A 26,696-nucleotide genomic window follows, 5' to 3' on the forward strand; every position below is an offset into this window, starting at 1 on the left:
CGCGGCGCACGACGTTCCGGCAATCGGCGGGATCGGAGGCCATTCTAGACGGCGCGCGGCGTGCCGGGCCTGTCCGGCATGCGCGGCGCGCCACGCAGACGAGGAGCGTATGTCGTGAGGAAGAGCAAGTACACAGACGAGCAGATCGCCGATGCGCTGAAACGCGTACGGCAAGGCACACCGGTAGCCGACGTGTGCCGCGAAATGGGCATCAGCGGAGCGACTTTCTACAACTGGCGCACCAAGTTCAGCGGCCTGACGCCGACGAAGGTGAATCACGTCAAGCAGTTGGAGAAGGAGAACGCGAAGCTCAAGCGGCTCGTCGCGAATCTCTCGCTCGACAAGGCGATTTTGCAGGAGGTCCTGTCAAAAAAAGCCTGAAGCCTTCCCGGCTGCGCGAGCTCGCCGTCGACTTGATGCAACGCTTCGACGCGAGCCAGCGCCAGGTGTGCGCGGCGCTCAACCTTTCGCGTTCGGTCTTCAGCTATCGGCCGGCCGCCCCCGATTCGAGCAAGCCGGCGGCACGCCTCGGCGAAATCGCACAGACAAGCAGACGCCACGGCTATCGCCGTGTGCACATGCCGCGCCGGGAAGGCGGGCGCGACAATCACACGCGCATCCACCGCCTCCATTGCGAGCAGGGCTCATCGCAGGCGGACAGGAAGCCGCGATCCGACGAGACCGAGCAATCCGGGGATCCGAAGGACTCTTGAACGCGTTCGTCGCTGTTGCGGCCCGGTCCGGGCACCGTTCGCGTCGGCCCGCGCGCCGGCATACATGGTCTTTTTCGTCGTGTCCGGATGCGGCGTGCTCCGGCCTCGTGACGATCGCAGCGAGGCCGATCCGGGCGATTGCATGTCGTGTCCGGCGTGCGGCGGCATCGATCCGTCCGGGCATCGACGTCAACGGTCCGCATCAATTCCGTGCCTGCCGGCGCGGCCGCAAGGTCGTCGCGCTGCCGGATTGCCGTCGTCGTGCCGGTGCGACGCGTCGCGTACTTCGCGTGCGTCATGTACAGCACGTCGAACGTCGTGCATCACGCGCCGACCACCGGAACGTTCGACCGCTCGACATACCGCGGCTCGTGCCGCCACCGCGCCGCCTGCTCGAACGCGTAGCCGAGCGCGAGCAGCCGCGCCTCGCTCCACGGCGCGCCGACGAACGACACGCCGACCGGCAAGCCGCGCACGAGCCCGGCCGGCACCGTCAGATGCGGGAAGCCCGCGACCGCCGCGGGCGTCGAAAAGCCGTCGCTGCCGCTGTCGCCGTTGATCAGATCGATCAGCCACGCAGTGCCTTCCGTCGGCGCAACGAGCGCATCGAGCCGCTGCTCGCGCAGCACGCGCGCCAGCCCCTCGTCGCGCGCACGGCGGCCGCAGCGGTCGAGCGCGTCGCGATAGGCCGCTGCATCGAGCCCGCCCGCCTCCTGCGCGCGCAACAACAGTTCCTGGCCGAAATACGGCATCTCCCGCGCATGCTGCGCTTCGTTGAACGCGATCACGTCGGCGAGCGTGCGCACGCGCGCGTGCGGCGCGAACGTGCGCAGCCACAGCGGCAAGCCGTGCTTGAACTCGTGCAGCAGCACGGTCTTCTCGTCGTCCTCGTAGTCGGGCTTCGGCAGATCGACCGGATCGATCACGACCGCGCCGAGCCGCTTCATCTCCGCAATCGCACGCTCGATCTGTGCATCGACTTCGTCATGCCCGGTGAAGTACGCGCGCGCGATGCCGATCCGCGCGCCGCGCAGCGCGTTCGCGTCGAGCGCGCCGACGTAGTCGGCGGGCGCAGGCGCGTCCGCCGTCGCGGAATCGTTCGCGTCGCCGCCCGCGAGCGCGGCGAGCAGCCGCGCCGCGTCGCGGACCGTGCGCGTGATCGGCCCCGCCGTATCCTGCGTCTGCGACAGCGGCACGATCCCGTCGCGGCTCACGCGCCCGACCGTCGGCTTCAGCCCGACGCAGCCGTTGATCGCGGCGGGCGACACGATCGAGCCGTCGGTCTCGGTGCCCACCGCCATCGCGACGAGCCCTGCCGCAACCGCCACCGCCGAGCCGGAGCTCGAGCCGCTCGTCGTCCGGTCGAGCGCGTACGGATTGCGCGACAGCCCGCCGCGCGCGCTCCAGCCGCTCGTCGAGCGCGTCGAGCGGAAGTTCGCCCACTCGCTGAGATTGGTCTTCGCGACGACCACCGCGCCCGCGCGCCGCAGCCGCGCGACGAGATGCGCATCGCGCGTCGCGTGCACGCCGTCGAGCGCGAGCGAGCCGGCCGTCGTCGCCATCCGGTCGCCCGTCGCGATGTTGTCCTTCAGCGCGACGGTCACGCCGTGCAGCGGACCGCGCACGGCGCCCGCGCCCCGTTCGGCGTCGAGCGCGCGCGCGATCGCTTCGGCGTCCGGATTCAATTCGATGATCGCGTTCAGGCGCGGGCCGTCGCGATCGATGCGCGCGATGCGATCGAACGTCTCGCGCACCGCCTGCGACGCGCTCGGCGCCTCGTGCAAGAACATCGGCGCCGATTCGCCGCCGCGATCGCCGGAAGCCTGCGCGGCCGATGCATGCGTATCCGCAAGAACGGATTGCGCCGAACCGAGCGCGCCGAGCGTATGAAGGAATTGACGTCGTTTCATTCGAGCACGTCCTGTCGTCGTTATGCGGTCGCGCGGCGGAAGCGATCGGCGCGATCGGCGCAAGCCGTCGAGCGCCTGCGCCGGTGGAGTGTATGCGAACGGCGATCGACGCGCACGCAACGATCGACCGCCGAGCGAAGCGACGCCGCCGTCTCGCCCCGCCGCTCGCAGTGAACTTCCGCGACGAATCGCGATCCCTGTATCTCACGCCGTCGCCGCGCGACGGCGCATGCGCGTGGGCCGCGCGCGGCCGGCCGGCTTCGGCGACGATGCCGGCCGCGTCCGCCCGCGGCCCGCGCCTGACCATCGAAGCCATTGTTTTTAGAAGGACTCCATGAAGAAGATTCTCGCTGTCATCGCTTTTCTCGCCGTCGTCGGCTGGCTCGCCGCGACGACGACCATCCTGCTCGCCCCGACCGCGCAACCGTGCACCGATGCCTGGTTCGACGCGATCGACAAGCAATTCAACATCACCGACGACGGAGGGCACGGCCCCGATCCGGGCAGCAGCGAATGGCTCAGCGCGGTCGAGCGCAACGCGAAGCTGCCCGAAAACGATCATCTGACCGAGCAGCAGCGCTGCGAGGCGATCCAGCGCGAGCTCGCGCATCGCACGTACATCGTGAACCGGCGTCTCGGCCTGAAGTTCGTGCTCTGACCACGCCGCGTGCGCGCGCAGCATCCGCGCGCGCACGCCCGCGCCGGCCATCTCATTCGTTCGCCGCGACGCCGTGCTCGCTCGGCTCGCGGCCGCGCTCGACAGCCCGTCGTCCGCGCCGCCCGAGCGATGCGACCACCTGGAACGCGATCGGCGCGAACACGAGCCCGAACAGCGTCGCGGCCAGCACGCCGCCGAACGCGCCCGTGCCGATCGAGCGGCGGCTCTCGGCGCCCGCGCCCGTCGCGGTCACGAGCGGCACGACGCCGAGCACGAACGCCATCGACGTCATCACGATCGGCCGGAAGCGCGCCGACGCCGCGTCGATCACCGCCTGGCGCAGCGCAGCGCCGCGTGCGTGCAGATCGCGCGCGAACTGCACGATCAGGATCGCGTTCTTCGCCGACAGCCCGATCACCGTAATCATCCCGACCTTGAAATACACGTCGTTCGGCATCCCGCGCAACTGCACGGCCGCGACCGCGCCGATCACGCCGAGCGGCACGACCGTCAGCACCGACAGCGGAATCGTCCAGCTCTCGTACAGCGCGGCGAGCGCCATGAACACCGCGAGCACCGACAGCCCGATCAGAAGCGGCGTCTGCTTCGCAGCGACGGTTTCCTCGCGCGCCGCGTCGACCCAGTCATAGCCGATGCCCGTCGGCAGGCTCGCGGCGAGCCGCTCCATTTCGGCCATCGCCGCGCCGAGGCTGTGCCCGCCCGCCGGACGCCCGTTGACGTCGAGCGACGGATAGCCGTCGTAGCGGTTCAGCGCGACGGGGCCGACGCTCCAGCGCCGCGACGCGATCGCCGACAGCGGCACCATGTCCCCCGTCTTGTTCGGCACGGTCAGCGTCATCAGTTGATCATCGGTGCTGCGCGCGCCGGCGTCGGCTTCGACGATCACCCGGCGCATCCGCCCCGCCGCCGGAAAATCGTCGACGTAGTTCGAGCCGAACAGCCCGCCGAGCAGGCCCGCGATCCGCTCGAACGGCACGCCGAACGCATACGCCTTCGCACGATCGATGTCGAGCTCGATGCGCGGCGCGTCGGGCAGATCCTCCGTGCGCACGGAGGCGAGCGCCGGATCGGCCTTCGCCGCGTCGGCCAGGCGCTCACGCGCCGCCTTCAGCGCCGCGATGCCGACGCCGCCGCGATCCTCGAGCCGGAACGTGAAGCCGTCCGAATGGCCGATGCCCGGCACCGCCGGCGGCAGCGACGCATCGACGTCGCCGTCGCGGATGCGCGCGAACGCGCCGTTCAGGCGGTCGCGCAGCGCGGCCGCGTCGACGCCGCGCTTCGCCCAGTCCTTCAGCTCGACGAACGCCATCGCGACGTTCTGCCCGCTGCCGGCGAAGCTCCAGCCGATCACGCTCGTGACGTTCGCGACGGCCGGCTGCCCGTGCAGGATCGCCTCGACCCGCTCGACGACCGCCATCGTGCGCGCCTGCGTCGCGCCCGCCGGAAGCTGGATCATCACCTGCAATTGGCCCTGATCCTCGGTCGGCAGGAAGCCGTCCGGCATCGCCCAGTACATCAGCGCGCCGAAGGCGAGCAGCACCGCGTAGATCGCGAGCATCGGGCCGATCCGCGCGGCGGTGCGCGCGGTGAGCGAGCGATAGCCCGTCGACGCGCGCGCGAAGCCCGCCGCGAAGCGGTCCGCCGCCCACGCGCCGAGCCCGCGCACGCCGCGCCGCCCGATCCGCGCCGGCGCGCCGCCGGGCGGCAGGGGCTTCAGCAGATTCGCGCACAGCGCGGGCGTCAGCGACAGCGCCATGAACGACGACACGAGCATCGACGCGATCATCGCGACCGCGAACTGCCGGTAGATGCCGCCGACGCCGCCCGGAAAGAACGCCATCGGCACGAACACGGCGGTCAGCACCGCCGTCACGCCGACGATCGCGCCGACGATCCGCTTCATCGCGCGCCGCGTCGCCTCGCGCGGCGACACGCGCTCCTCCTCCATCACGCGATGCACGCTCTCGACGACGACGATCGCATCGTCGACCAGGATGCCGATCGCAAGCACGAGGCCGAACATCGTGAACACGTTGATCGACAGCCCGAACGCCCACATCGCGACGAACGCACCCATCAGCGTGACGGGAATCACGATCGTCGGCACGAGCGTGCAGCGCAGATCGCGCAGGAACAGCCACATCACGCCGAACACGAGGACGATCGCCTCGACGAGCGTCAGCACGACCTCGTCGATCGCGATCCGGACGAAATGCGCGCCGTCGAACGGGATGTCGACCGCGACGCCGGGCGGCAGCCGCTTCGACAGCTCGGCCAGGCGCGCGCGGATCGCGTTCGACGTCTCGAGCGCGTTGCCGCGCGGGCCGAGCTGGATGCCGACCGTCGCGGCCGCCTGGCCGTTCAGCCGCGACGAGAACGAATAGTCGTCGCGGCCGAGCTCGACGCGCGCGACGTCCGCGAGCCGCACGACGGAGCCGTCCGGCTTCGACTTCAGCACGATCTGGCCGAACTCGGCGGGCGACGCGAGCTGGCCCTTCACGATCACCGACGCGCTCAGCTGCTGGCCGGCGGCGAACGGCGCATCGCCGATCGCGCCCGCCGTCACCGCCGCGTTCTGCGCGGCGACGGCCGCGATCACGTCGTCGGCGCCGAGCCCGTACTCGCGCAGCTTCATCGGATCGAGCCAGATCCGCAGCGCCTCGTCGGCGTCCCACAGCTGCGCGGAGCCGACGCCCGGCGCGCGCTTCAGCTCGCGCAGCACGTAGCGGCTCAGGTAATCGCTCAATTGCGCGGAATCGCGCGTGCCGTCGGTCGACGTGAGCGCGACGAGCATCAGGAACGTATTCGTCGCCTTGAACACGCCGATCCCCTGCTGGACGACCTGCTGCGGCAGGCGCGGCTCGATCTGCTTCAGCCGGTTCTGCACGTCGACGAGCGCGAGGTCCGGGTCGGCGCCGGTCGCGAACGTGACGTCGATTTCGAGGTTGCCGTGGCCGTCGCTGCTGGTTTCGTAATAGAGCAGGCCGTCCGCGCCGTCGAGGCTTTCTTCGATGATGCTGCCGACGTCGCCGTCGACCGTCTCCGTCGACGCGCCCGGATAGGTCGCGCTGATCACGATCCGCGGCGGCGCGAGACGCGGATACTGCGCGACCGGCAGCTGCGGGATCGCGAGCATGCCGGCGACGACGATCGCGAGCGCGACGATCCACGCGAACACGGGGCGATCGATGAAGAACGAGGGCATCCGCTTCGCCTCGTCAGCTTGACGCGTTCAGTTCGGCGCGCACGATCTCGACGAACGCGCGGCGATCGGCGGCCGGGCTCGCGTCGAGGCGCTCGAAGCCGGCGCCGCGATGCAGATCCGCGAAGCGCCGTTGCGGATCGTCGTCAAAATTCGGGAACGACTCCGCACGCCGGTCAAGGACGCCGCGCGACCGTTCGTTCCGAGCGGGCAGATTGCGGAGCTCGCTCGGCAGATTTTCGAGCTTGTCGAGCGCCGCTGCGTCGGCGTGCTTCATCGATGTCTCCGGGTTCGTGCAATCGTCGTTCGAATTTCGCCGCGTCGGCATCCGCTCGCGCCTTCAGCGCGACGCGAACGGCGGCGCGCCGGCGAGCCGCGCCATGTGCAGCACGCCGGCCCGCTCGCCGTCATGGATCGCGCTACAGCGTCAGCTCGAACGACCGCGCGAGCAGCCCCGGCAACTTCGCGCCGCCCGTCGCGCGCTCGCCCCACGACTGATCGTTCAGCAGCAGTTCCGGCGCGGCGCCGAGCTGCTCGAGCTCGTCGCCGAGCAGCCGGTACAGGCTGTCGTCGAAGCGCATCGCGTCGACGGGCGCGACGATCCTGCCGCCTTCGACCCAGAACGTCGCGAAGCGCGTCATGCCGGTCATCCGGCAATTCATCTTGTCCGAGAAATTCAGATACCAGAGATTGCCGACGTACAGACCGGTGTCGAGCGCCGCGAGCACGTCGGCGTCGGCGAGCGTGCCGCCCGCGATCGACAGCGTCTCCGGCACTTCATATGCGGTCGCGCCGTTCGGATTCAGGCCGTGCTCGCGCGCGGTGCGCGCGCTGACGAGCTGCCCGGCGCTGCGCCCCGCGACGACGAGCGGCACGCTGTCGCGCCGATAGCCGTCCGCGTTGAACGCCGGAGCGACGCCGAGCGAGAAGTCCTCGGCGATCGTCACGCGCGGATCGAGCGCCGCTTCGCCCGCGTGCAGCCGATGCAGGCTGCTGCGCGCGCTCGCGTTCGCGCGCGCGGAAAAGCCGTCCCAGCCGAGCAGGCTCACGATCTCCTGCACCGCGGCGGGCGCGAGATACGCGCGATAGCGCCCGGGCGCGAGCGCCTTCGGCGCGCGGCCGAGCACCGGCAGCCGCGCGGCGGCCTCTTCGATCTTGTGCGCGAGCACCGCGTCGCTCCAGGCGTCGCCCGCATAGACGGTCTTGATCGCGCGGCCGCTCGGGTCGTACAGCGACCAGCTGAAGTCGAAGTTCTCGACCTCGTGCCAGCCGCGGCTGCCCGTCGACGACGCGAAGCCGCGCACGAGCGCGCCGCCCGCGTGGAAGCCGACGAAATCGAGCCCGCGCGCGGCGTCCGCGACGATTCGCGCGAGCGCGTCCGGATCCGGCAGGCGGCCGGTGCGGCGGCTCGACTGCTGCCACGACGATGTGTCGAACAACAGATGCGGATCGTCCGGCGCGTCGCGCAGGCTGTCGCGCAGCGTCGCGAGCGCTTCCGCGAGCTCGGGCAGATCCGCGGCCGGATCGCCGCACACGGTGTGCGTGACGGACGCCTGCCGCGCGCCGCCGACGAGCCGCACGCCGAGCTTGCCCTGCAGCACGCGCCCCGTCTGGCGGATCCTGCCCGCGTTGAAACGGATGAAATCGGACGTCTCGCCGGCGAACCACAGCAGCACCGTCTCGCCCGGCCGCTTCAGCCGCTCGGCTTCGTCCGCGAGCCGCGCGAAATGCGCGTGCCAATCGATCGGGGCGGCGTGCCCCGGCTTCGTGAAATCGGCCATCACGCGCCTCCGAACACGTCGACGTCGGCGAACACGCATGCGGGCGACGCGTGGCCGACGCGGATGATCTGCGCGGGCTCGCCCTTGCCGCAGTAAGGCGTGCCGTACACGCCGAACGTGCTCGCGTCGCCGACCGCGCGCAGGCTGCGCCAGAAGCTCGCGGAGATGCCGCGATAGTTCGGCCGCTTGACGACCTGTGTCAGCTTGCCGTTCTCGATCAGTTGCCCGAACTCGCAGCCGAACTGGAATTTGTTGCGATGATCGTCGATCGACCACGACGTGTTCGTGCGCATCAGGATGCCGCGCTCGATGCCGGCGACGAGCTCGCCGAACGATTGCGAGCCGGGCTCGACGTTCAGGTTCGCCATCCGGTCGATCGGCGGCCGGTTCCAGCTCGACGCGCGCGCGTTCGCGACGCCCGGCAAGCCCGCGCGCGCCTGCGACAGCGCGCCGCCGAGCGGCCGCTCGAGCACGCCGTCGCGGATCAGGTACGCCTTGCACGCGGCGCTGCCGTCGTCGTCGAACGCGTACGACGCCGCCTCGCCGTGCAGCGCGGGATCGAACGTCACGTTCAAGAGCGGCGAGCCGTACTGATACGAGCCGAACATCTCCGGCTTCACGAAGCTCCAGCCGGCGAAGTTGCGCTCGTCGCCGAGAATCCGGTCGAGTTCGAGCGGATGGCCGATCGATTCGTGGATCTGCAGCATCATCTGGTCCGGCATCAGCAGCAGGTCGCGGCGGCCGGACGGGCAGTTTGGCGCGGCGAGCAATTGCAGCGCCTCGTCCGCGACCCGCGCGCCCGCGCCGTCGAAGCCGTAGCGCGCGAGCACGTCGAGGCCGCCCTGCGCGAGCGTGCCGGCGTTGCCGAGCGTGCGCACCTGCGTGTCGCCGTCCGCATGCGCGACGACGCTCAACTGCGGCATCACGTGGCGAAAGCGCTGGTCGATCCGCACGCCGTCGCTCGTCACGTAGAGCTGATCGGTGTGCACGAGCATCACGCCCGCGGTGCGCTCGACGATACGCGCATCGACGGCCGCCGCCGCGCATTCGTGCGCGAGGCGCTCGATCCATTCGGCGCGGGCCGGCAGCGCGTCGTCCGCGTGCGGCGACACGTAGCCGCCGCTCGCGTCCGGCCGCGCGACCGCGCGATGGTCGATCAGCGACAGCGCGGCGCTCGCCTTCGCGCGCGCGGCGGCCGCATCGAGCGCCGCCTGCAGGCCGGCGACCGACAGATCGGCCGTTGCCGCGTAGCCCGCGCCCGCGCCGGACCACGCGATCAGCATCGCGCCGCGATCGCGCACGCTCGAGAGCGGCTGCGCGACGTCGTTGCGCACCTCGTGTTCGTCGATCCGTTCGTCGACGACGCGCAGCGACCAGAACCCGGCGTCGCTGCGCAATTGTCGGGCGGCCTGCGCCCAGCGTTCGTCAATCATCTGCCCTCTCTCGCAGACTGCGCCGCGGCGTCAGCATCGACGACGCCAGCAGCGATTGCGTATACGGGTGCGACGGCGCGTCCAGCACGTCCAGCGTGTCGCCCGCCTCGACCACGCGCCCTTCCTTCATCACGATCACCCGATGGGCCATCGCCCGCATCACCGCCAGGTCGTGCGTGATGAACAAGTAGCTGAGTTTGTACTTTTTTTGCAGATTCGTCAGCAGCTTCAGCACCTGCTTCTGGATCGACACGTCGAGCGCGCTCGTCGGCTCGTCGAGCACGAGCAGCTCGGGCTCGACCGCGAGCGCGCGCGCGATCGCGATCCGCTGCCGCTGGCCGCCGGAAAACTCGTGCGGATAGCGCAGCATCGCCTCGGCCGGCAGGCCGACTTCCTGCAGGAGCCCGGCGACGCGGGCGCGCTTCGCGTCGCCGACGATCTCCGGCCGATGCACGACGAGCCCCTCGCCGACGATCTGCTCGACCGTCATTCGCGGCGACAGCGAGCCGAACGGATCCTGGAACACGACCTGCATCCGCCGGTACAGGTCGCGACGGCCGCGCGACGACCGCGACGAATCGAGCGGCAGCCCGTCGATCTCGATCCCGCCCGCCGCCGGCCGCTGCAGCCCGAGCACGGCGGATGCGAGCGTCGACTTTCCCGACCCCGATTCGCCGACGACGCCGATCGTCTCGCCGCGGCGCAGCGTGAACTGCGCGTCGTGCACCGCGCGAAACGCCGTCTTGCCGAACAGCGCTCGCCAGCCTTTCGGCGCGATCCGGTAATCGACCGAGAGCGACTTGACATCGAGGATCGTCCGCGCAGACGGCGCGACCGCCTCGATCGCGCGCTGCGGCTCGCTGTCGAGCAGGCGCTGCGTGTACGGATGCTGCGGATTCGCGAACAGCGCGTCGGTGCCGCCCGTCTCGACGAGCACGCCGTGCTCCATCACCGCGACGCGCTGCGCGAAGCGCCGCACGAGATTCAGGTCGTGCGTGATCAGCAGCACCGCCATCCCGCGCTCGGCCGCTTCCTGCTCCTGCAGCTCGATCAGCAGATCGACGATCTGCTCGCGCACCGTTACGTCGAGCGCGGTCGTCGGCTCGTCGGCGAGCAACAGGCGCGGCCGGCACGCGAGCGCCATCGCGATCATCGCGCGCTGCCGCTGGCCGCCCGACAGCTGATGCGGAAAGCTGTCGATCCTTCGTTCGGGCTCCGGAATGCCGGTGCGCCGCAGCAGCTCGATTCCGCGCATCCGCGCTTCGCCCGGCCGCAATCCTTCGTGCAGCCGCAGGCTCTCGGCGATCTGCTTGCCGATCGTGTAGAGCGGATTGAGCGCCGTCATCGGCTCCTGGAACACCATCGCGATGTCCGCGCCGCGGATGCCGCGCATCTGCCGCTCGGTCTTCGCCAGCAGGTCTTCGCCGTCGAACAGCATCCGGCCGGACAGCGTCGCGTGCTGGACGAGCCGCAGGATCGACAGCGCTGTGACGCTCTTGCCCGAGCCGGATTCGCCGACGAGCGCGACGCGCTCGCCGCGCGCGACCGACAGGCTCAGTTCGCACACCGCGATCCTGTCGCCGAACGCCGCGGAGAAGCGGTCGATTTCGAGCAGCGGCCGGGTCATCGCGGACCTCCGCCGAACGCCGAGCCGCGCGTGCGCGTGTCGAGCGCGTTGCGCAGCGCGTCGCCCATGAACGTCAGCAGCAGCAGCGTGACGACGAGCGCCGCGAACGCCGACATCGAGATCCACCACGCGTCGAGATTGTTCTTGCCTTCCTGCAGCAGCTCGCCGAGGCTCGGCGTCGGCGGCGGCACGCCGAGGCCGAGGAAATCGAGACTCGTCAGCGACAGGATCGCCGCGCTCATCCGGAACGGCAGGAACGTGATGACGGGCGTGAGGCTGTTCGGCAGCACGTGCCGCCAGATGATCTGCCGGTTCGTGAGCCCCATCGTGCGCGCGGCCCTCACGTAATCGAGCGCGCGGTTGCGCAGGAACTCGGCGCGCACGTAGTCGGACAGCACGAGCCAGCCGAACATCGACAGCAGGATGAACAGGAGCCACAGCGACGGCTCGAAGATCGCGGCGAAGATGATCAGCAGATACAGGTCGGGCAACGCGCTCCAGATCTCGATCAGACGCTGTCCGATCAGATCGGCGCGGCCGCCGTAGAAGCCCTGCAGCGCGCCCGTCAGCACGCCGATCGCGACGCCCGACACCATCAGCGCGACCGCCATCAGCACCGACAGCCGGAAGCCGTACAGCAGCCGCGAAAGCACGTCGCGGCCGAACTGGTCGGTGCCGAGCCAGTTGCTCGCCGACGGCGGCGCCGGATACGGGCGCGACGCGAAGTAGTCGATCGTGTCGTAGCGGTAGCGGTTCGGCGGATAGATCGCGAAATTGCCGCTCGACTCGATCTTCGAGCGGATGTACGGATCGAGGTAGTTCGCCTTCGCCGGAAAATCGCCGCCGAACCGCGTCTCGGGGTAATCCTTCACGATCGGGAAGTAGTAGTGCCCTTCGTAGCGGACGACGAGCGGCCGGTCGTTGGACAGCACGTCGGCGAACAGGCTGATCGCGAACAGCACGGCGAAGATCACGAGGCTCCAGTAGCCGAGCCGCTGGCCGCGAAAGCGCAGCCACGTGCGCCGCCACGGCGACGGCGACGCCGCGCACGCGACGCACGCGGGATCAGTGGTCCACGCGGTGGAATTGGATGCGGGGGTCGACGAGGACATAGCAGACGTCAGCGAAGAGTTTGGTCACGAGACCGATCAGCGTGAACAGGAACAGCGAGCCGAGCACGACCGGATAGTCGCGGCGGATCACCGAGTCGTACGACAGTTGCCCCATGCCGTCGAGCGAGAACAGCGTCTCGATCAGCAGGTTGCCGTTCAGGAACGCGCCGACGAACGCGGCGGGCAGGCCGGTGACGAGCGGAATCGCCGCGTTGCGCAGCACGTGCTTCCACAGCACGTCGCGCTCCGGCGCGCCCTTCGCGCGCGCGGTCAGCACGTATTGCCGGCCGATCTCTTCGAGGAACGTGTTCTTCGTCAGGATCGTGACGATCGCGAAATTGCCGACGACCGACGCGGTGACGGGCAGCACGACGTGCCACAGATAATCGAGCACCTTGCCGAGCGCGGACAGCTCGTCGAAGTTGTCCGACGTGAGGCCGCGCATCGGGAACACCTGCCAGAACGTGCCGCCGCCGAACAGCATCAGCAGCAGCACGCCGAGCACGAAGCCGGGAATCGCGTAGCCGGCGAGCACGAGCACGCTCGTCACGGTGTCGAAGCGCGAGCCGTTGCGAACCGCCTTCGCGATGCCGAGCGGCACCGAGATCAGGTAGGTGAGGATCACCGTCCAAAGCCCAAGCGTGATCGATACCGGCAGCTTCGCGCGGATCACGCTCCACACGCTCGCATGCGCGTAGTACGACTGACCGAGATCGAACGTCGCGTAGCTCTTCAGCATCATCACGTAGCGCGTGAGCGGCGGCTTGTCGAAGCCGAACTGCTTCTTGATCTGCTCGATCTGCTGCGGATCGACGCCCTGGCTGCCGTGATAGCCGCCCCCGCCGCCGCCCGCCTCGCCGCCGCGCGCGGTGCCGTGGCGCAGTTGCGTGAGCACCTGCTCGACCGGGCCGCCCGGCACGAATTGCGTGACGACGAACGTGATCGTCACGACGCCGACGAGCGTCGGCACCATCAGCAGCAATCGTCTGAGAATGTATGCAAGCATCGTCGCTCCCCGCTACGCGGCCGGGCCCGGGTTCGACGCCGGCGCCTGCGCCGGGCCGGCCGCCGGCTTCTTCCGGTACCAGTAGTCGATGATCCAGTCCTCGTATTGATAGGACGCCGGAATGACCGACGGATGCCCGTACGTCGTCTTGTAGGCGATCCGCGCGTTCGGCAGGTAGTACTGCGGCACGAGGATGTACAGGTTGATCAGCACGCGGTCGAGCGCGTGCGTCGCCGTTTGCAGATCGTCGAGCGTGTCCGCCGCGAGCGCCGCGCGGATCAGCGCGTCGACCGCCTTCGAACGCACGCCCGGATAGTTCTCCGAACCGACCTCCGACGCCGCCGCGCTGCCGAAGCGGCGCACGAGCTCCGCGCCGGGAATCGTGACGGGCGGATAGATCAGCGTCGTCATGTCGTACTGGAAGTTGTCGAGGCGCTTCTGGTACAGCGCGCTGTCGATCTCGTGCATGTGCGCCTGGATGCCCAGCATCCCGAGCGCCTGGATGTACGGCAGGATCAATCGATCCATGCCGGGCTCGTCGTCCATGATCTCGATCGTCATCGGCACGCCGCTCGCGTCGCGCAGCGCGCCGTCGCGATAATGCCAGCCGGCCTGCGCGAGCAGGTCGCGCGCCTGCTTCAGGTTCTCGCGCAGCGAGCCGGGCGGCAGCGTCGTCGGCTGCTTGACCATCGGGCCGAACACTTCGGGCGGCAGCTCCGCACGATACGGATCGAGCAGCGCGAGTTCCTTCCCGCTCGGCATCCCGGACGCGCCGAACGGGCTCGCCTCCCAGAAACTGTTCGTGCGCCGGTACTGACCGTAGAACATCATCCGGTTCATCCAGTCGTAATCGAACGCGAGCGCCAGCGCGTGGCGCACGCGCACGTCCCGGAATTTCGGCTCGCGCATGTTGATGAGGAAGCCCTGCATCTGCGCGGGACCGTCCGGGAACTCGCCCTTCTTCAGCATGCCGTTGCGGAAGTTCTTGCCGACGTAGCGGCGCGCCCACTGCGTCGAGCTGTATTCCATCCGCACGTCGACGTCGCCCGCCTTGAACGCTTCGAGCATCGTGTATTGATCGAGATACAGCTTGAACGACACGCGCGCGAACCGGAACATCCCGCGCCGCGCCGGCAGATCGGCCGCCCAGTAATGCGGATTGCGCGCGTAGACGATCTGCTTGTCGTTCTTGCGCTGCTCGATCAGGTACGCGCCGCTCGCGATCGGCGGGTCGCTCACGATCTGGTCGAACGGCGGCCGCGTGCCGTCCGCCCGCCTCCCCCATTTCGGCGAGAACACCGGCAGATCGCCCGCAATCAGCGGCGCGGCGCGCTCGGGGCGCTTGAAGTCGAAGCGGATCGTCAGCCGGTCGACGACCGTCGCGCGCTTGACGATCGCGAACTGCGCGTTGACGAGCGGCGACGCCTGCGGACTCATCAGCATATCGAACGAATACTTGACGTCGGCCGCGGTGATCGGATCGCCGTTCGAAAAGCGTGCGGCCGGATTGATATGGAACGTCGCCGAGCCGCGGTCCGGCGCGACATCGACGCCGTCCGCGATCAGCGGGTATTCGGACGCGAGCTCGTCCCAGCTGCGCTGCATCAGCGTGTCGAACATCAGGTTCTGGATGTCCGGCGCGGGCGAGCCGCGCACGAGGAACGGATTCAGCGAATCGTAGCTCTGCGCCTCGTTGTAGTTCTCGAAATTCAGCGCGCCGTCGTTCGGCGCGCCGGGGCTCGCATAGTCGAAATGCGTGAAGGCGGGCGGATACTTCGGTTCGCCGTATTGCGCGAGCGCCGCGGCGGCGTGCGCGCTCGACGGCGCGGCGGCGCACACGACGAATGTCCCGCACGCGACGGCCGCGATCCGCACGGCGGCCCATGCGCGCCTCGCGAAGCACGCCGCGGACGGCAAACGCAACGTCATTGGTCTCATCGTCACCTGCGTACGATCATATCGGCGTCACGCCGATGAAAAATCAATTCGAACGTGACGGATTGGCGTGGACGATTCGCGTCCAGCGCCGCACATCCGGTCCCGTCTCGCCGCTGTTTCGCTGCTGCTTCGTCTCTCGGCATCGGGCAAAAAAGAGGCCGCTCCAAAGGGGTGGTTAGGGAAGCGGAGCGGCCCGCCGAATGTCGATGGACGATGCGGAACGGCGTCAGAACTTGTACGTCGCGCCGACCTGGATCACACGGCCGTAGTACATGTACAGCGACTGGTCGTAGCCGTTCTGGTTGAGCGCGTTCTGCCAGACCGGATCGAACGGCGGCGCACGGTCGAAGATGTTGTTGATCCCGCCGTACAGCGTCCAGTTCTTGAAGCCGGTGTAGCTCGCATACAGGTTGAACTGGCTGTACGACCCGACGTGGTCCGCCGCCTGCGTCGGCGCGGAAACGCCGAGCGCCTGCGCGTACGGCCCCGTGAACTCCCAGCTCAGCGTCGCGTTCCACTTGCGATACGCCCAGTTCAGCGACGTATTGCCCTTCCAGCGCGGGATGCTCGCGCCGAACGGCTGCGTGATCGCGAAGTTGTTGCCCGCCGAATCGACGGTCGCCGCGCCCGGGAAGCCGATGTTGAAGTGATGCACGTACGCCCAGTCGGCCGACAGCGTGAACGTGCCGTACTTCGTCGGCAGCGCCTGACGGAACGTCATCTCGAAGCCGTCGGTCTCGAGCGTGCCGAGGTTCTGATACGGCAGCACGACGTACGTGATCTGCCCCGTCACCGGATCGCGCACGACCTGGGACGGATTGTTGCCCGCGATCACCGAGTTCAGGCTCGCCTGACCGATCACGTTGTCGATGAAGATCTTGTAGAAGTCGAAGCCGAAGTCCGTGTAGCGCGTCGGCGAAGCCTGGAAGCCGATGTTGATGTTGCGCGTGCGCTCGGGCTGCAGGCTCGTGTTGCCGGTCTGCAGCGTGTTGACGAGCGAGTTGCCGAACGTTTGCAGGCCGATGTTCTGCGACGGCGTGTTCTCGACGAACGTCGGCGCGCGGAAGCCGCGATTGTACGAACCGTACATCGTGAATTCCTTGATCGGCTGATAGCGCAGCGCGAAGCGGGGCGAGAACGCGCCGCCGAAGTCGCTGTAATGGTCGTAGCGTCCCGACTGGCTGAACGTCAGATTCTTGATGATCGGGATGTCGAACTGATAGTAGACCGCCGCGACGTTGCGCGAGCCGTTCACCGATTGGGTGAGCGGATTCAGGACCTGTCCGCTCAGCGCCTCGGAACCCTGGCCGATGAACTCGCTTTCGTGCAGGAACTGCGCGCCGAGGCCGAAGCCGACGTCGCCCGTGGGCAGCTTGAACAGGTTCGGCGTCGACAGCGTCGCGTCGAGCGCATCGAGCTTCGATATGCCCAGGTTGCTCGTCTTCATGTACAGGCCGTTGAACGCGTTCGGCGTCGCCGACGGATTCGCGAAGTTGAGCGTGCCGTTCTGGTAGATGTCGTTGACGACGGATGCGTTCAGCACGTTGTTGAACGTGTTGGACACGACGCTCTGCGAGTGCGTGTACGCGGCCGACCAGTCCCAGTCGCCGTACGGCAGCGCGAACGAGCCCTTGACGCCCGTCGCGGCGCGCCAGAAGTTCGAGCTCGTCCGGTCGGACGCCGCTGCCGGGAACGTGTACGCGAGCGGCGTGTCGACGCCGAACGGGTTGTACGGATTGCTCGCGGGGACGACCGAATTGAACTGGCTCAGCTTGCCGGTCGCCGGATTGAGGACGAGGCTCGGCGTCGTCGGACTGCCCACCGTCAGCACGCCGTTGTTCTGCACCGTCGTATTGTTGCTTTCCCACAGATCGGCGAACGCGGTCGTCTTGTCGTCGATCTTGAAGTCCGCATGCACCTTCGCGCTCAGGCGCTCGGTCCACGGCGCGATCGACGTCGACTCCGCCGAGTTGAAGCCGCACACGGTGCCGCCCATGCCGGCGCCCGCGCTCAGATAGTTGCTCGCGGCGGGGCGCACAGCGCCGCCGAACGGGCAGTTGCTGAGCGCCTGCGCGGTCGCGCCGCCGTTGGTCTGCCAGAACGACGGCGCGAGCAGCGACAGCCCACCCGACCGGTTCGTGAAGTCCTGGTTCTTCGTCGTGTCGCGATCGGCGATCGTGAAGCCGTTCGATTTGTAGTAGCTCGCGGCCGCCGTGATGTTGAAGCGGTCGGCGTTCAGATCGCCGAAGCCGCCGAGAATGCTGAACTTCGTCGTGCCGTCGCCGCCTTGCGTCGCGCCGGAGTAGCTGCCGTCGAGCTGCAGCCCCTGGTAATTGTGCTTCGTGATGATGTTGACGACGCCCGCGATCGCATCCGAGCCGTACTGCGACACGGCGCCTGACTTCACGATCTCGATGCGGTCGATGATGTTGAGGGGCAGCGTGTTCAGGTCGAAGAACGTATCGGTGCCGTTCGACGCGAACGCGTAAGGCGCGACGCGCTGGCCGTCGACCATCACGAGCGAGTACTTCTCGCTCAGGCCGCGCAGCGCGATGCCCGCGCCGCCCGCGGCAAAGCCGTTCGTCTGGCCTTCGCTCCAGCTGCTTGCGGAGTTCGCCGACACGCCGCGCAGGAAGTCCGCGACGTTCGTGTAGCCGCTGTCCTGGATGTCCTTCGCGGTGACGGTCTGGACTTGCTGAAAGCCTACCTTGTCGGCGCTGCGGATCAGCGAGCCCGTCACTTCGAAGCGCTTGATCTGCGCGACGCCGCTCTTTGCGGCAGGTGCGGCAGGTGCCGCGCCCGTCGCCTCCGCGGCGCCGGAAGCGGGCGCGGGCGCCGAAACGGCGCCCGTCGCGCTCGCTGCCGCATCCGCCTGCGCGACCGCGATGCTCGGGTTCTGCGCCGACGCCGCGGCGGCGCCGGGTGCCGGCTGGTTCTGTGCGAACGCCGGCGCCGCCAGCGTGGCCGTCAACGCCAACTCGGCCCAGACGATCCGCTTGATCGCCAACGCCAATGCTCTTTGCTTCATCTTTCCCCTCTCACTCGTCAGTAAGACCCCACCCGTTGCGCGCGGCAATCTTTTGAACTCCGCGCCCGACTCGCGGCACTCGCGTACCGCCCCCGCTGCTGCCCGACTGCCCGCCGGACGCCGCCTAACCATCGACGCATTTGCGCTGTCACGATCTTTCGCTTCTTTTCAATTTATTAGGTTGACGAAATTTCAACGGAGCGACGTCCCGCTGTTTCATTTCTTCTCGTTCCGGCTGTCGCGGCGTATCGCCGCCCCATGACATCAGGAATCCTTACATTTGCCTTCATGAATCGCCACGCGCCGCGCAACCTGCTCAGAACAACCTGGTCGTCCCCACCCAGACGATCAGCGCCTCGCTGTCGCCGCCGTTGCGCCACGCATGCGGCGTCGTCGATTCGTAGTGCGCGGTGTCGCCCGCCGCCAGCGTGAACGTCACGTCCTCCAGCGTCAGCTCGACCCGGCCGCTCATCACATATAGAAACTCCTCGCCCGCGTGCGTCGTGACTTCCGACAGCGGCTGCGCCGCCGGCATCCGGACGAGGATCGCGTCCAGCTGCCGGCCGTCGACGACGTTCGTCAGGCGCGCGAACGCGTTCGTCGAATTCGCGAGGCTGAAGTACTGAAGTGCTTCGCTGCGGCATACCGAACGCGCTTCAGTCGGCGCGTCGACGAAGTACTGCATCGTCACGCCGAGCGCCCGCGCGATTCCGACGAGCGACGTGATCGACGGCGTCGCGCGTCCGCGCTCGACCTGTGACAGAAACGGCTTCGATATGCCGGCCGCCGCGGCCGCTTCGTCGAGCGTGAGCTTGAGTCGCTGACGCAGCGCCCGTATCTTGATTCCGATCGAGGCTGCGACTACCGCCGATTCGTCGAGTGGCAAAACCATGACAACACACAATCCCGCGATCAAGAATCGTTTGTGATGAGGAAGCCGGCTCCGCTGCGCGCACATCGCACGCGTAGCCGGTCCGCGAGCCGGCGCGCGCGACGCAGGCCGCGCGGGCCGCGCGGACGTCGTGCGCAAGCGGCCCGCGAACGCCCCGGGCACGGATGCGCGGCGCAACACGACATCGTTCGTTTCACCGATCAGCAAAGCCGCTCCTTTCCCGTGTTTCGCCGATAACCGCCGTTTTTCGCGCTTCCCGCACGAGTAGCCGCGCAACGCTGCACCGTCGACGCGAGAGCCTGCCGCGACGCACGCCGAACCGCGTCCCGCATCCCGTATCGTTACTTCGCCGCGACAAGCGCCCACAGACGCGCAAGATCCGCCGAGCCGTCGCCGCCCTGCACGCCGCGGAACGTCTGCACGGCGCGCGCCTTGTCGCCCGCAACGTAATACGCTTCGCCGAGCCGCAGCCGCGCTTCGTCGACATGCTCGACGCCGCCCTTCGCGAGCGCCGCCTCCATCGCCGCAATGCCCTGCTTCGCCTGCCCGGCGAACACGAGGTTCATACCGGCGTCGATCGGCGCGACGGGATTCGCGTTGCCGGCCGGCGACTGCGCACGCTTCGCCGCAAGCGCCTGCAGTCGCTTCTCGCGGTCCGCGCCTGCGTCGCGGCCGAGCACGCCGGATGCGAAGCCCTGGTCGATCACTTGCTTCGCTTCCGCGGCGGTACCGGCGACGAGCGCGAGCTGCGTCATCTCCATGTACGCGTCGGCGCCGTTCAGCGCCCCCGTCGCGCGCCGCAGCCGATACATGTCGAGATCGAGCGACGACAGATAACCGGGCTTGTCGCGAATCGAACGGAACAGTTCGTCCCAATACGCGGAATTCGGGTGATACGCGACGAGCTTCTCGAGCGACGCCCGATAAGTCGCGCCGTCCTTCATCTTCTGCGCGCACGTGCCGAGCATCTGCAATTGCGCCTCGTCAGGCGCATATCCCGCGCGCACCTGCGCATCGACGCTCGGCTTGAGCTGGCCCATCACCGCCGCGCAATCGTTCGACAGGTAGTACGACTGAACCAGCAGCGTGCGCATGTCGGGATCGCCGCCGCCCGACTTCAGATAGCGCTGCGCGATCCTGATCGCCTGCGGATAGTTCCGCTGCTGGAAATAGACGCCGGCGAGCGCCGCGGTCGCGCGCTGCTCGTCGTCCTTCGACAGCCGCCCGGAGCCCAGCACCGCCTCGTACGCCTGGATCGCCGCGCCGGTATCGCCCGCCGCCATCGCCACCGCGCCCCGCATCTCTTCGACCATGTAGGTCTCGTACGGCGTCTTGTTCGGCACCGCCGCGGCCTGCGCGATCTTGCCGAGCGCATCGCGATACTTGTGCACGCGATACAGATCCTGCGCGGCGCCGAGCGGCCGCGCGACGTCCGGGCGCAGCGCTTCGGCGGCGGACGCGGCGCCGGACGGCACTGCGAGCGCGCAGCAGCCTCCGAGCGCGGCCGCCAATACGGCGCACTTCAACCATCGTTGCATCATGGGATCGCTCGCTTCGTTATTGCATGTACTGCTCGTTACCGATCAACCCGATCTTCGTCGCGCCGATGCGCTGCGCGGACGCGAGCACCGCGGCGACGTCCTTGTACGGCACGAGCTTGTTCGGCCGCAAATGGATTTCCGCCTGTACCGGCTCGGCCGCGACCTGCGCGAGCTTTGCTTCGAGCGCCGCGCGGTTCGGGACGGGCGCGCCGTTCCACGTCGTCGTGCCGTCGAAATCGATGTCGATCTGCACGATCTCGGGCTGCGTCGCCGGCGGCGGCGGATTGCCGATCGGCAGGTTCATCTTGATCGAGTGCATCTGGATCGGAATCGTGATGATCAGCATGATCAGCAGCACCAGCATCACGTCGATGAGCGGCGTCGTGTTGATATCGACCATCACGTCCGGCTCGCCACCGCCGCTTGAAGATACGTTCATTCCCATCGTCGCCTCCTAGCCGCCGCGCGCGGGCGGTTCCGTAATGAACGAGACTTTCGCGATGCCGGCCCGCTCGCATGCGGTGATCACGCGGCCGATGAACTCGTAGCGCGTGTTCTGGTCGCCGCGCACGTGCACGTCCGGCTGCGGATTCATCGCCGATACCGCCTTCAGCTTCGAGAGCAGCGTCGACGCATCGACCAGGGTCTCGTTCCAGAAGACGTCGCCGTCGCGATTGACCGCGATTTCGACGCTCTTCGGCGTCGTCTGCAGCGGCTGGATCGTTTCCTTCGGCAACTGCAGCTGGATCGTGTGCGTGACGACCGGAATCGTGATCAGGAAGATGATCAGCAGCACCAGCATCACGTCGACGAGCGGCGTCGTGTTGATGTTGGAGATCACCTCGTCGTTATCGTCCTGCCCGACGCTCATGGCCATGGCGCACCTCGCTTCAGCGGACGAGCGACGCGGTCTGCACGTTCGCCCGCGGCACGCGCTTGCCGCCCGCGAGCAGCACCGTGTGAAGCTGTGCGCCGAAGTTGCGCACGCGCTCCATCACCGACTTGTTGCGACGCACGAGGAAGTTGTAGCCGAGCACCGCGGGCACCGCGACCGCGAGGCCGATCGCGGTCATGATCAGCGCCTCGCCGACCGGGCCCGCAACCTTGTCGATCGACGCCTGGCCCGCGATGCCGATCGCCGTCAGCGCGTGATAGATGCCCCACACGGTGCCGAACAGGCCGACGAACGGCGCCGTCGAGCCGACCGTGCCGAGGAAGGCGAGCCCGTCTTGCAGGCGATTCGACACGTTCGTGATCGCGCGCTCGACCGACACGTCGATCCATGTATTGCGGTCGACCGCTTCGAGCAGCGCGTTGTCGTGATGCTCGCCCGCCTCGATCGCCGTTTCGGCGATGAAGCGAAACGGCGACGCCTCGTCGAGCCGCTTCGCGCCTTCGGCGAGCGACGGCGCGCTCCACAACTGCTCGTCGGCGACCTTCGCGCGGCGGTTCGCGCGCAGCTGCTCGAGGAACTTGGCGATCATGATGTACCAGCTTCCCATCGACATCACGACGAGCAGCAGCAGCACGAAGCGTGCGACGAAGTCGCCGTTTTTCCACAACGCGCCGAGGCCGTACGGATTCTCGACCGCTTCCGTCGCGGCGGGCGCGGGCGGCGGCGCCGGCGCCGCCGCGGTGTTCGCCGTCTGTGGCGCGGTCGCCGCGGACACCGCGACGGCCGCGTCGCTCGCCTGAGCGAAAGCCTGCTGCGGCGCGACAAGCGCATCAACCGCCGCGACGGAGATCAACATGCTTGCCGCCAGAGCGGCCAGTGAACGCTTCGTCATACCCACTCCAAATTTTTTCGTTGAACTTAATAACAAGGTTCGGCCCCGATCCTGTCCGGCCCGCATACGGGCTCAGTTCAGGTTGAACGAGAACGGAACCTGCACGCGCACCGACTGCCCCTGCGCAACGCACTTGAACTGCTTGACCGCATTGAACGCCGCACGATCGAGCGCCGAATCCGCCGACTGCGCGACGCGCTCGTTCGTGACATGTCCTTCGGCATCGACGACGAATTCGATCGTCACATCGCCCGTGATGTTGTTCTCCTGGGCTTCCTTCGGATACTGCATCGAGGCGCGGATCTGGTCCGAATTCGGGCACACGACGCCCACTTCGTGACTGACGGCCTTGGCCGGCGCGGGTGCGGCGGCCACCGGCGCCTGCACGGCGGGCGCGGACGGCACGGGCGCTGCCTGATGCGTGATCGTCGGCTGCGGCGGCGCCTGCACCGGTACTTCCGGCGGCGGGACGAATGGCGGGGGCGGCGGCGCGAATTTCGGCGGCGGAAGCTTGACCGTCGGCATCGGCGGCGGAGGCGGCGGCTTCACCGGTTCGATGATGCGCGTCTCGATCGGATGCTGGATGACTTGGACGACTTTCGTCGCGAGGCCGTTGAGGAGCGCATAGACCAGCACGATGTGCAGCGCGAGCACAATCGCGAGGCCGCCGAAGCGCCGAGCCGGGTTCTGCTGCCTTTTGCCGAATTCGCGCGGACGACCGAGCCGCGCGAGTCCGTCGTTTGAAACAGCCAAGCCTTCGTCGACTTTCATACCCACTTTCACCCCCAAGCATGATTCGTCCAGCCATTCAGTTGCGGCGCGATGTACGAGATCCGTCATTCGCCCATTTTATCTCAAGCTTTCAATTTGTTTTGGAATACAAATTATTGGCTTCGTTACTCGATGCGCATTCAGCCGATGCAACGCTATTGATTTAGCCCCGCAGGCTCATTGGCCGGTTTTCTGTTGCAGCAACGCTTATCAGACAGGTTTTCGTCAGGTAGAGGCTCGCGTCGCAATCATCAGACGAAATGCGCGTTCTTTACTTTCTTCAAGCGGCCTGTCTATAAGGCATGTCTTGGGTGCAGAAGATAGCAAGGAAAAAATTTTGCCGTCAAACTTTATTTGATGTGCCCACACAAAATTTGGAGCATTTATTCGAAAAACGATTTAGTAAGCGTTTTGAATTGAATTCGTCGAAAAAGTAATTGATTTGTATGGATCGTCAATTCGATTATCTGCCAAGCAGCCTGATTATCTTATTTGGTGCACTGCAATTTCGAAATTACGTTTTCAGTGCATCCTCGCATTTTCAGCATTTCATCGAGCGCTCGCATCTTCTTAGGCGGTTTCGCTTCGATCAATCAGTTTGCATCTCTAATTAATTTCGCGAGGATCGACGTCGTCGACGAACGCCGATCGCACACGGCGTCGTTGCGAGCATGATGTCGCGTGTTCGAATCGGTATCTCGGCGACATCGCCGAAACGCGGGATCGCTCGTCACGTCGCGGACGGTAGTTCGCGATCGCCGCCGGCATGGCGGGAACATCGCGGCGTCACGCAACATCACTCGTCACATCATCCGTATCCCGATCGTCTCACGCTTGAAGCGCGAGCCGGTGTGCTCGCCGAATGCGCATCTCGACGCATCATCCGCACGAGCGAAGCACATCGAACAGCGACACCGTTTCGGACATGCCCGCCGGACATTCGCCGTGCGCGAGCCGCGTGCCGTCAAGTCGACCCGGCGATTCTTCCGCTAGAATGCGCTCGGCGGAACGAGCAGCGCCGAACGACAACCACAAGCTGCCCGCCGGCATGAGCCAATCCCCGCGATGGAACCCAGATGAGACTCGCGCGCGACATCATTGAAGGCGGCGCGCCGCCGACCGGACAGACAATCGACGACGCGTCACCGCGTACGGCTCGCCGTGCGCGCGCGGCGCACGCACCCATGCGCGGATACCCGTCGCGATGAAACTGAAATTCAAGATCTTCCTGCTCGCGATCGTGCCCTTCCTCGTGACGATCGCGGCGATCGGCCTCGGCGTGCGCCAGCAGGCGACCGTGCTCGCGCGCACGCAGCACGCGACGATCGAGGCCGCGTATCTGTCGAGCAAGGAAATCGAGCTCAAGCATTACGTCGACCTCGCGACGAGCGCGGTCGCGCCGCTGTACCAGGCGGGCCGCGACAACGCGCGCGACGACGCGCTGCTGCGCCAGCAGGCGCTCGCGATGCTGCAAAAGATGGAGTTCGGCCCCGACGGCTACTTCTTCGTCTATGACCTGCACGGCAATTCGCTGATGCATCCGCGCGAGCCCGAACGGGTCGGACACAATTATTGGACGCTGCGCGATCCGCAAGGCTCGCTGACGATTCAGCAGCTGATTGCGGCCGCGTCGCGCGGCGGCGGTTACGTGCGCTACGTGTGGCAGCGTCCGTCGACGGGCAGGCTCGCGCCGAAGCTCGGCTACGTCGTTTCGCTGCCGCGCTGGGGCTGGATGGTCGGCACCGGCATCTATCTCGACGATGTCGACACCGCGCTTGCGCGGATCGACGAACGCGCATCGGCGAACATCGAACGCACGATGACTTGGCTCAGCACGATCGCGCTTGCGGGCGCCGCGGTGATCGCGCTGTGTGCGCTCGTGCTGAACGTCAGCGAGTCGCGCAGTGCGGACGCGAAGCTCAAGCGCCTCGCGCAGCAGGTCGTCGAATCGCAGGAGCAGGAGCGCGCGCGCCTCGCGCGCGAGCTGCACGACGGCATCAGCCAGATGATGGTGTCGGCGAAGCTGATGTTCGAATCGGCGCTCGAGCGCTTCACGCGCTTGCCGGCGCGCGAGAACGCGGCGGAAGCCGCGCTGTCGAAAGGCATCGCGCGGCTCGGCGACACGCTGCGCGAAGTGCGCCGCATCTCGCACGCGCTGCGCCCGACGATGCTCGACGACCTCGGACTCGCGGCCGCGCTCGAGCAACTGGTGCGCGAGCTCGGCGCGGAGACGGGCGTCGAGCTCGGCTTCACGCAGATCGATCACGGGGGCGCGCCGCCGCTGCCCGCCCCCGTGAAAACCGCGCTCTTCCGCATCGCGCAGGAAGCACTGACGAACATCCTGCGCCACGCGCACGCGACGCGTGCCGCCGTCGCGCTCGAAATGTCGTCGCGCGAAGTCGTGCTGACGATCGCCGACAACGGCCGCGGCTTCGACGCCGTGCGCGCGCAGGCGGACGCGCGCGGCGGCGTCGGCCTGCGCAACATGCGCGAGCGGCTCGACGCACTCGGCGGCACGCTCGCGATCAGCTCGCAAGTCGGACACACGGTCGTCGCCGCGCGCGTGCCGTTGTCCGGCGCCGCCTCCACAGGAACCACGCGATGACCCCTGCCTCTTCCACGCCGCGCACCGCGCGCCTCTTGCTCGTCGACGACCATCCGCTCGTGCGCGACGGCCTCAAGATGCGCCTCGAAGCGGCGCCCGGCCTCGCCGTCGTCGGCGAAGCGGGCAATGCCGACGAAGCGCTCGCGCTCGCCGAATCGCTCGAACCCGATCTCGCGCTGATGGACATCGGCATGCAGGGGATGAACGGGATCGCGCTCGCGGGCGTCTTTCACGAACGCTTTCCGGCGATCCGCGTGCTGATGCTGTCGATGCACGACAACGTCGAATACGTGACGCAGGCCGTGCGCGCGGGCGCGAGCGGCTATCTGCTGAAGGATTCGCCCGCGACCGAGATCGTTCGCGCGATCGGCGCGGTGCTCGCCGGGCAGACGTTTTTCAGCGAGGGCCTTGCCGCGCGGATGATTCATGCAAGCGCGGAAGCGTCGCCGCTCGATCGGCTGACGCCGCGCGAGCGCGACATCCTCGATGCGCTCGCACAAGGGCTGTCGAGCAAGCAGATCGCGCAGCAGAACGGCCTGTCGGTGCGCACGGTCGAGACGCATCGGCTGAACCTGAAACGCAAGCTCGATATCGAGGGGCAGGCTGAGCTGATCAAGTTCGCGGTCGAGCATCGCCGGCGCTGAGCGTCAGGCGCCGTGTGCAAGCAAGCG

The 26,696-nt window shown here is 67.6% G+C and carries 22 protein-coding genes and 1 pseudogene; 6 read left to right on the plus strand and 17 right to left on the minus strand.

Features of this window, described 5'->3' with window-relative positions; all coding sequences use genetic code 11:
- The first annotated feature begins 114 nt into the window (after nucleotides 1–114).
- Together BG90_RS20035 and BG90_RS20040 are read left to right on the plus strand one after the other, a co-directional pair.
- Nucleotides 115–381, plus strand: a complete 267-nt coding sequence (locus tag BG90_RS20035; protein WP_010109146.1) for an IS3 family transposase — start codon at nucleotides 115–117, stop codon at nucleotides 379–381.
- A gap of 35 nt (nucleotides 382–416) precedes the next feature.
- A complete protein-coding gene (locus tag BG90_RS20040; protein WP_010109145.1) occupies nucleotides 417–713 on the plus strand; it encodes a hypothetical protein in 297 nt (98 codons plus the stop codon).
- Nucleotides 714–1,036: 323 nt separating this feature from the next.
- Here the strand turns inward: BG90_RS20040 and BG90_RS20050 are convergent, their stop codons facing one another.
- Nucleotides 1,037–2,623 carry an amidase gene (locus BG90_RS20050; RefSeq protein ID WP_010121896.1) on the minus strand — a complete coding sequence of 529 codons (1,587 nt, stop codon included), beginning with the start codon at nucleotides 2,621–2,623 and terminating at the stop codon, nucleotides 1,037–1,039.
- Nucleotides 2,624–2,715: 92 nt separating this feature from the next.
- Between BG90_RS20050 and BG90_RS35395 the strand changes: the two genes are divergently transcribed.
- Complete coding sequence (locus tag BG90_RS35395) at nucleotides 2,716–2,961, plus strand: hypothetical protein (protein WP_010121894.1); 246 nt, start codon at nucleotides 2,716–2,718, stop codon at nucleotides 2,959–2,961.
- Nucleotides 2,958–3,281, plus strand: a complete 324-nt coding sequence (locus BG90_RS36485; RefSeq protein WP_010121892.1) for a hypothetical protein — start codon at nucleotides 2,958–2,960, stop codon at nucleotides 3,279–3,281. Before BG90_RS35395 ends, BG90_RS36485 begins: the two co-directional genes overlap by 4 nt.
- Before the next feature lie 52 nt (nucleotides 3,282–3,333).
- Here the strand turns inward: BG90_RS36485 and BG90_RS20060 are convergent, their stop codons facing one another.
- The 16 genes and pseudogenes from BG90_RS20060 to BG90_RS20130 form a co-directional block, all read right to left on the minus strand.
- A complete protein-coding gene (locus tag BG90_RS20060; protein WP_045568370.1) occupies nucleotides 3,334–6,507 on the minus strand; it encodes a multidrug efflux RND transporter permease subunit in 3,174 nt (1,057 codons plus the stop codon).
- A gap of 13 nt (nucleotides 6,508–6,520) precedes the next feature.
- Nucleotides 6,521–6,781: a hypothetical protein gene (locus BG90_RS20065; protein WP_025990432.1), complete on the minus strand. Its 261-nt coding sequence runs from the start codon at nucleotides 6,779–6,781 to the stop codon at nucleotides 6,521–6,523.
- 63 nt (nucleotides 6,782–6,844) lie between these two features.
- A pseudogene (locus tag BG90_RS36815) lies at nucleotides 6,845–6,922 on the minus strand (GNAT family N-acetyltransferase); the annotation flags it as partial.
- A gap of 1 nt (nucleotide 6,923) precedes the next feature.
- Nucleotides 6,924–8,285 carry a metallopeptidase TldD-related protein gene (locus BG90_RS20070; RefSeq protein ID WP_010121107.1) on the minus strand — a complete coding sequence of 454 codons (1,362 nt, stop codon included), beginning with the start codon at nucleotides 8,283–8,285 and terminating at the stop codon, nucleotides 6,924–6,926.
- A complete protein-coding gene (locus BG90_RS20075; RefSeq protein WP_010121109.1) occupies nucleotides 8,285–9,718 on the minus strand; it encodes a TldD/PmbA family protein in 1,434 nt (477 codons plus the stop codon). Before BG90_RS20075 ends, BG90_RS20070 begins: the two co-directional genes overlap by 1 nt.
- Nucleotides 9,711–11,345 (minus strand): ABC transporter ATP-binding protein, encoded by a 1,635-nt coding sequence (locus BG90_RS20080; protein WP_045568371.1) that lies wholly within the window; start codon nucleotides 11,343–11,345, stop codon nucleotides 9,711–9,713. Before BG90_RS20080 ends, BG90_RS20075 begins: the two co-directional genes overlap by 8 nt.
- A complete protein-coding gene (locus BG90_RS20085; protein WP_010120988.1) occupies nucleotides 11,342–12,457 on the minus strand; it encodes an ABC transporter permease in 1,116 nt (371 codons plus the stop codon). Before BG90_RS20085 ends, BG90_RS20080 begins: the two co-directional genes overlap by 4 nt.
- Entirely contained in the window at nucleotides 12,411–13,463 is a 1,053-nt protein-coding gene (locus BG90_RS20090) for a microcin C ABC transporter permease YejB (RefSeq protein ID WP_010112927.1), read from the minus strand. The genes BG90_RS20085 and BG90_RS20090 overlap by 47 nt, the downstream gene beginning before the upstream one ends.
- 12 nt (nucleotides 13,464–13,475) lie before the next feature.
- Entirely contained in the window at nucleotides 13,476–15,392 is a 1,917-nt protein-coding gene (locus tag BG90_RS20095; RefSeq protein ID WP_010120990.1) for an extracellular solute-binding protein, read from the minus strand.
- Between the two features lie 235 nt (nucleotides 15,393–15,627).
- Nucleotides 15,628–18,429 carry a TonB-dependent receptor gene (locus BG90_RS20100; RefSeq protein WP_025990417.1) on the minus strand — a complete coding sequence of 934 codons (2,802 nt, stop codon included), beginning with the start codon at nucleotides 18,427–18,429 and terminating at the stop codon, nucleotides 15,628–15,630.
- Between the two features lie 316 nt (nucleotides 18,430–18,745).
- Nucleotides 18,746–19,321 (minus strand): helix-turn-helix domain-containing protein, encoded by a 576-nt coding sequence (locus BG90_RS20105; RefSeq protein WP_010120994.1) that lies wholly within the window; start codon nucleotides 19,319–19,321, stop codon nucleotides 18,746–18,748.
- 341 nt (nucleotides 19,322–19,662) lie between these two features.
- Nucleotides 19,663–20,862 carry a tetratricopeptide repeat protein gene (locus BG90_RS20110; RefSeq protein WP_025990418.1) on the minus strand — a complete coding sequence of 400 codons (1,200 nt, stop codon included), beginning with the start codon at nucleotides 20,860–20,862 and terminating at the stop codon, nucleotides 19,663–19,665.
- 16 nt (nucleotides 20,863–20,878) lie between these two features.
- Complete coding sequence (locus tag BG90_RS20115; protein WP_025990419.1) at nucleotides 20,879–21,307, minus strand: ExbD/TolR family protein; 429 nt, start codon at nucleotides 21,305–21,307, stop codon at nucleotides 20,879–20,881.
- 9 nt (nucleotides 21,308–21,316) lie between these two features.
- The gene (locus BG90_RS20120) at nucleotides 21,317–21,739 is read right to left on the minus strand and encodes an ExbD/TolR family protein (RefSeq protein WP_010121000.1); all 423 of its coding nucleotides are present in this window, start codon (nucleotides 21,737–21,739) and stop codon (nucleotides 21,317–21,319) included.
- Between the two features lie 13 nt (nucleotides 21,740–21,752).
- Entirely contained in the window at nucleotides 21,753–22,649 is an 897-nt protein-coding gene (locus BG90_RS20125; RefSeq protein WP_025990420.1) for a MotA/TolQ/ExbB proton channel family protein, read from the minus strand.
- Between the two features lie 72 nt (nucleotides 22,650–22,721).
- Nucleotides 22,722–23,420, minus strand: coding sequence for an energy transducer TonB (locus BG90_RS20130; protein ID WP_010110826.1), 699 nt, complete (start codon nucleotides 23,418–23,420; stop codon nucleotides 22,722–22,724).
- Nucleotides 23,421–24,624: 1,204 nt separating this feature from the next.
- On the opposite strand from BG90_RS20130, the gene BG90_RS20135 reads away from it, so the two are divergent.
- A complete protein-coding gene (locus tag BG90_RS20135) occupies nucleotides 24,625–26,025 on the plus strand; it encodes a cache domain-containing protein (protein WP_010110828.1) in 1,401 nt (466 codons plus the stop codon).
- A complete protein-coding gene (locus BG90_RS20140) occupies nucleotides 26,022–26,669 on the plus strand; it encodes a response regulator (RefSeq protein ID WP_010110829.1) in 648 nt (215 codons plus the stop codon). The genes BG90_RS20135 and BG90_RS20140 overlap by 4 nt, the downstream gene beginning before the upstream one ends.
- Nucleotides 26,670–26,696: the final 27 nt, after the last annotated feature.

The organism is Burkholderia oklahomensis C6786 (assembly GCF_000959365.1).
Lineage (GTDB): Bacteria > Pseudomonadota > Gammaproteobacteria > Burkholderiales > Burkholderiaceae > Burkholderia > Burkholderia oklahomensis.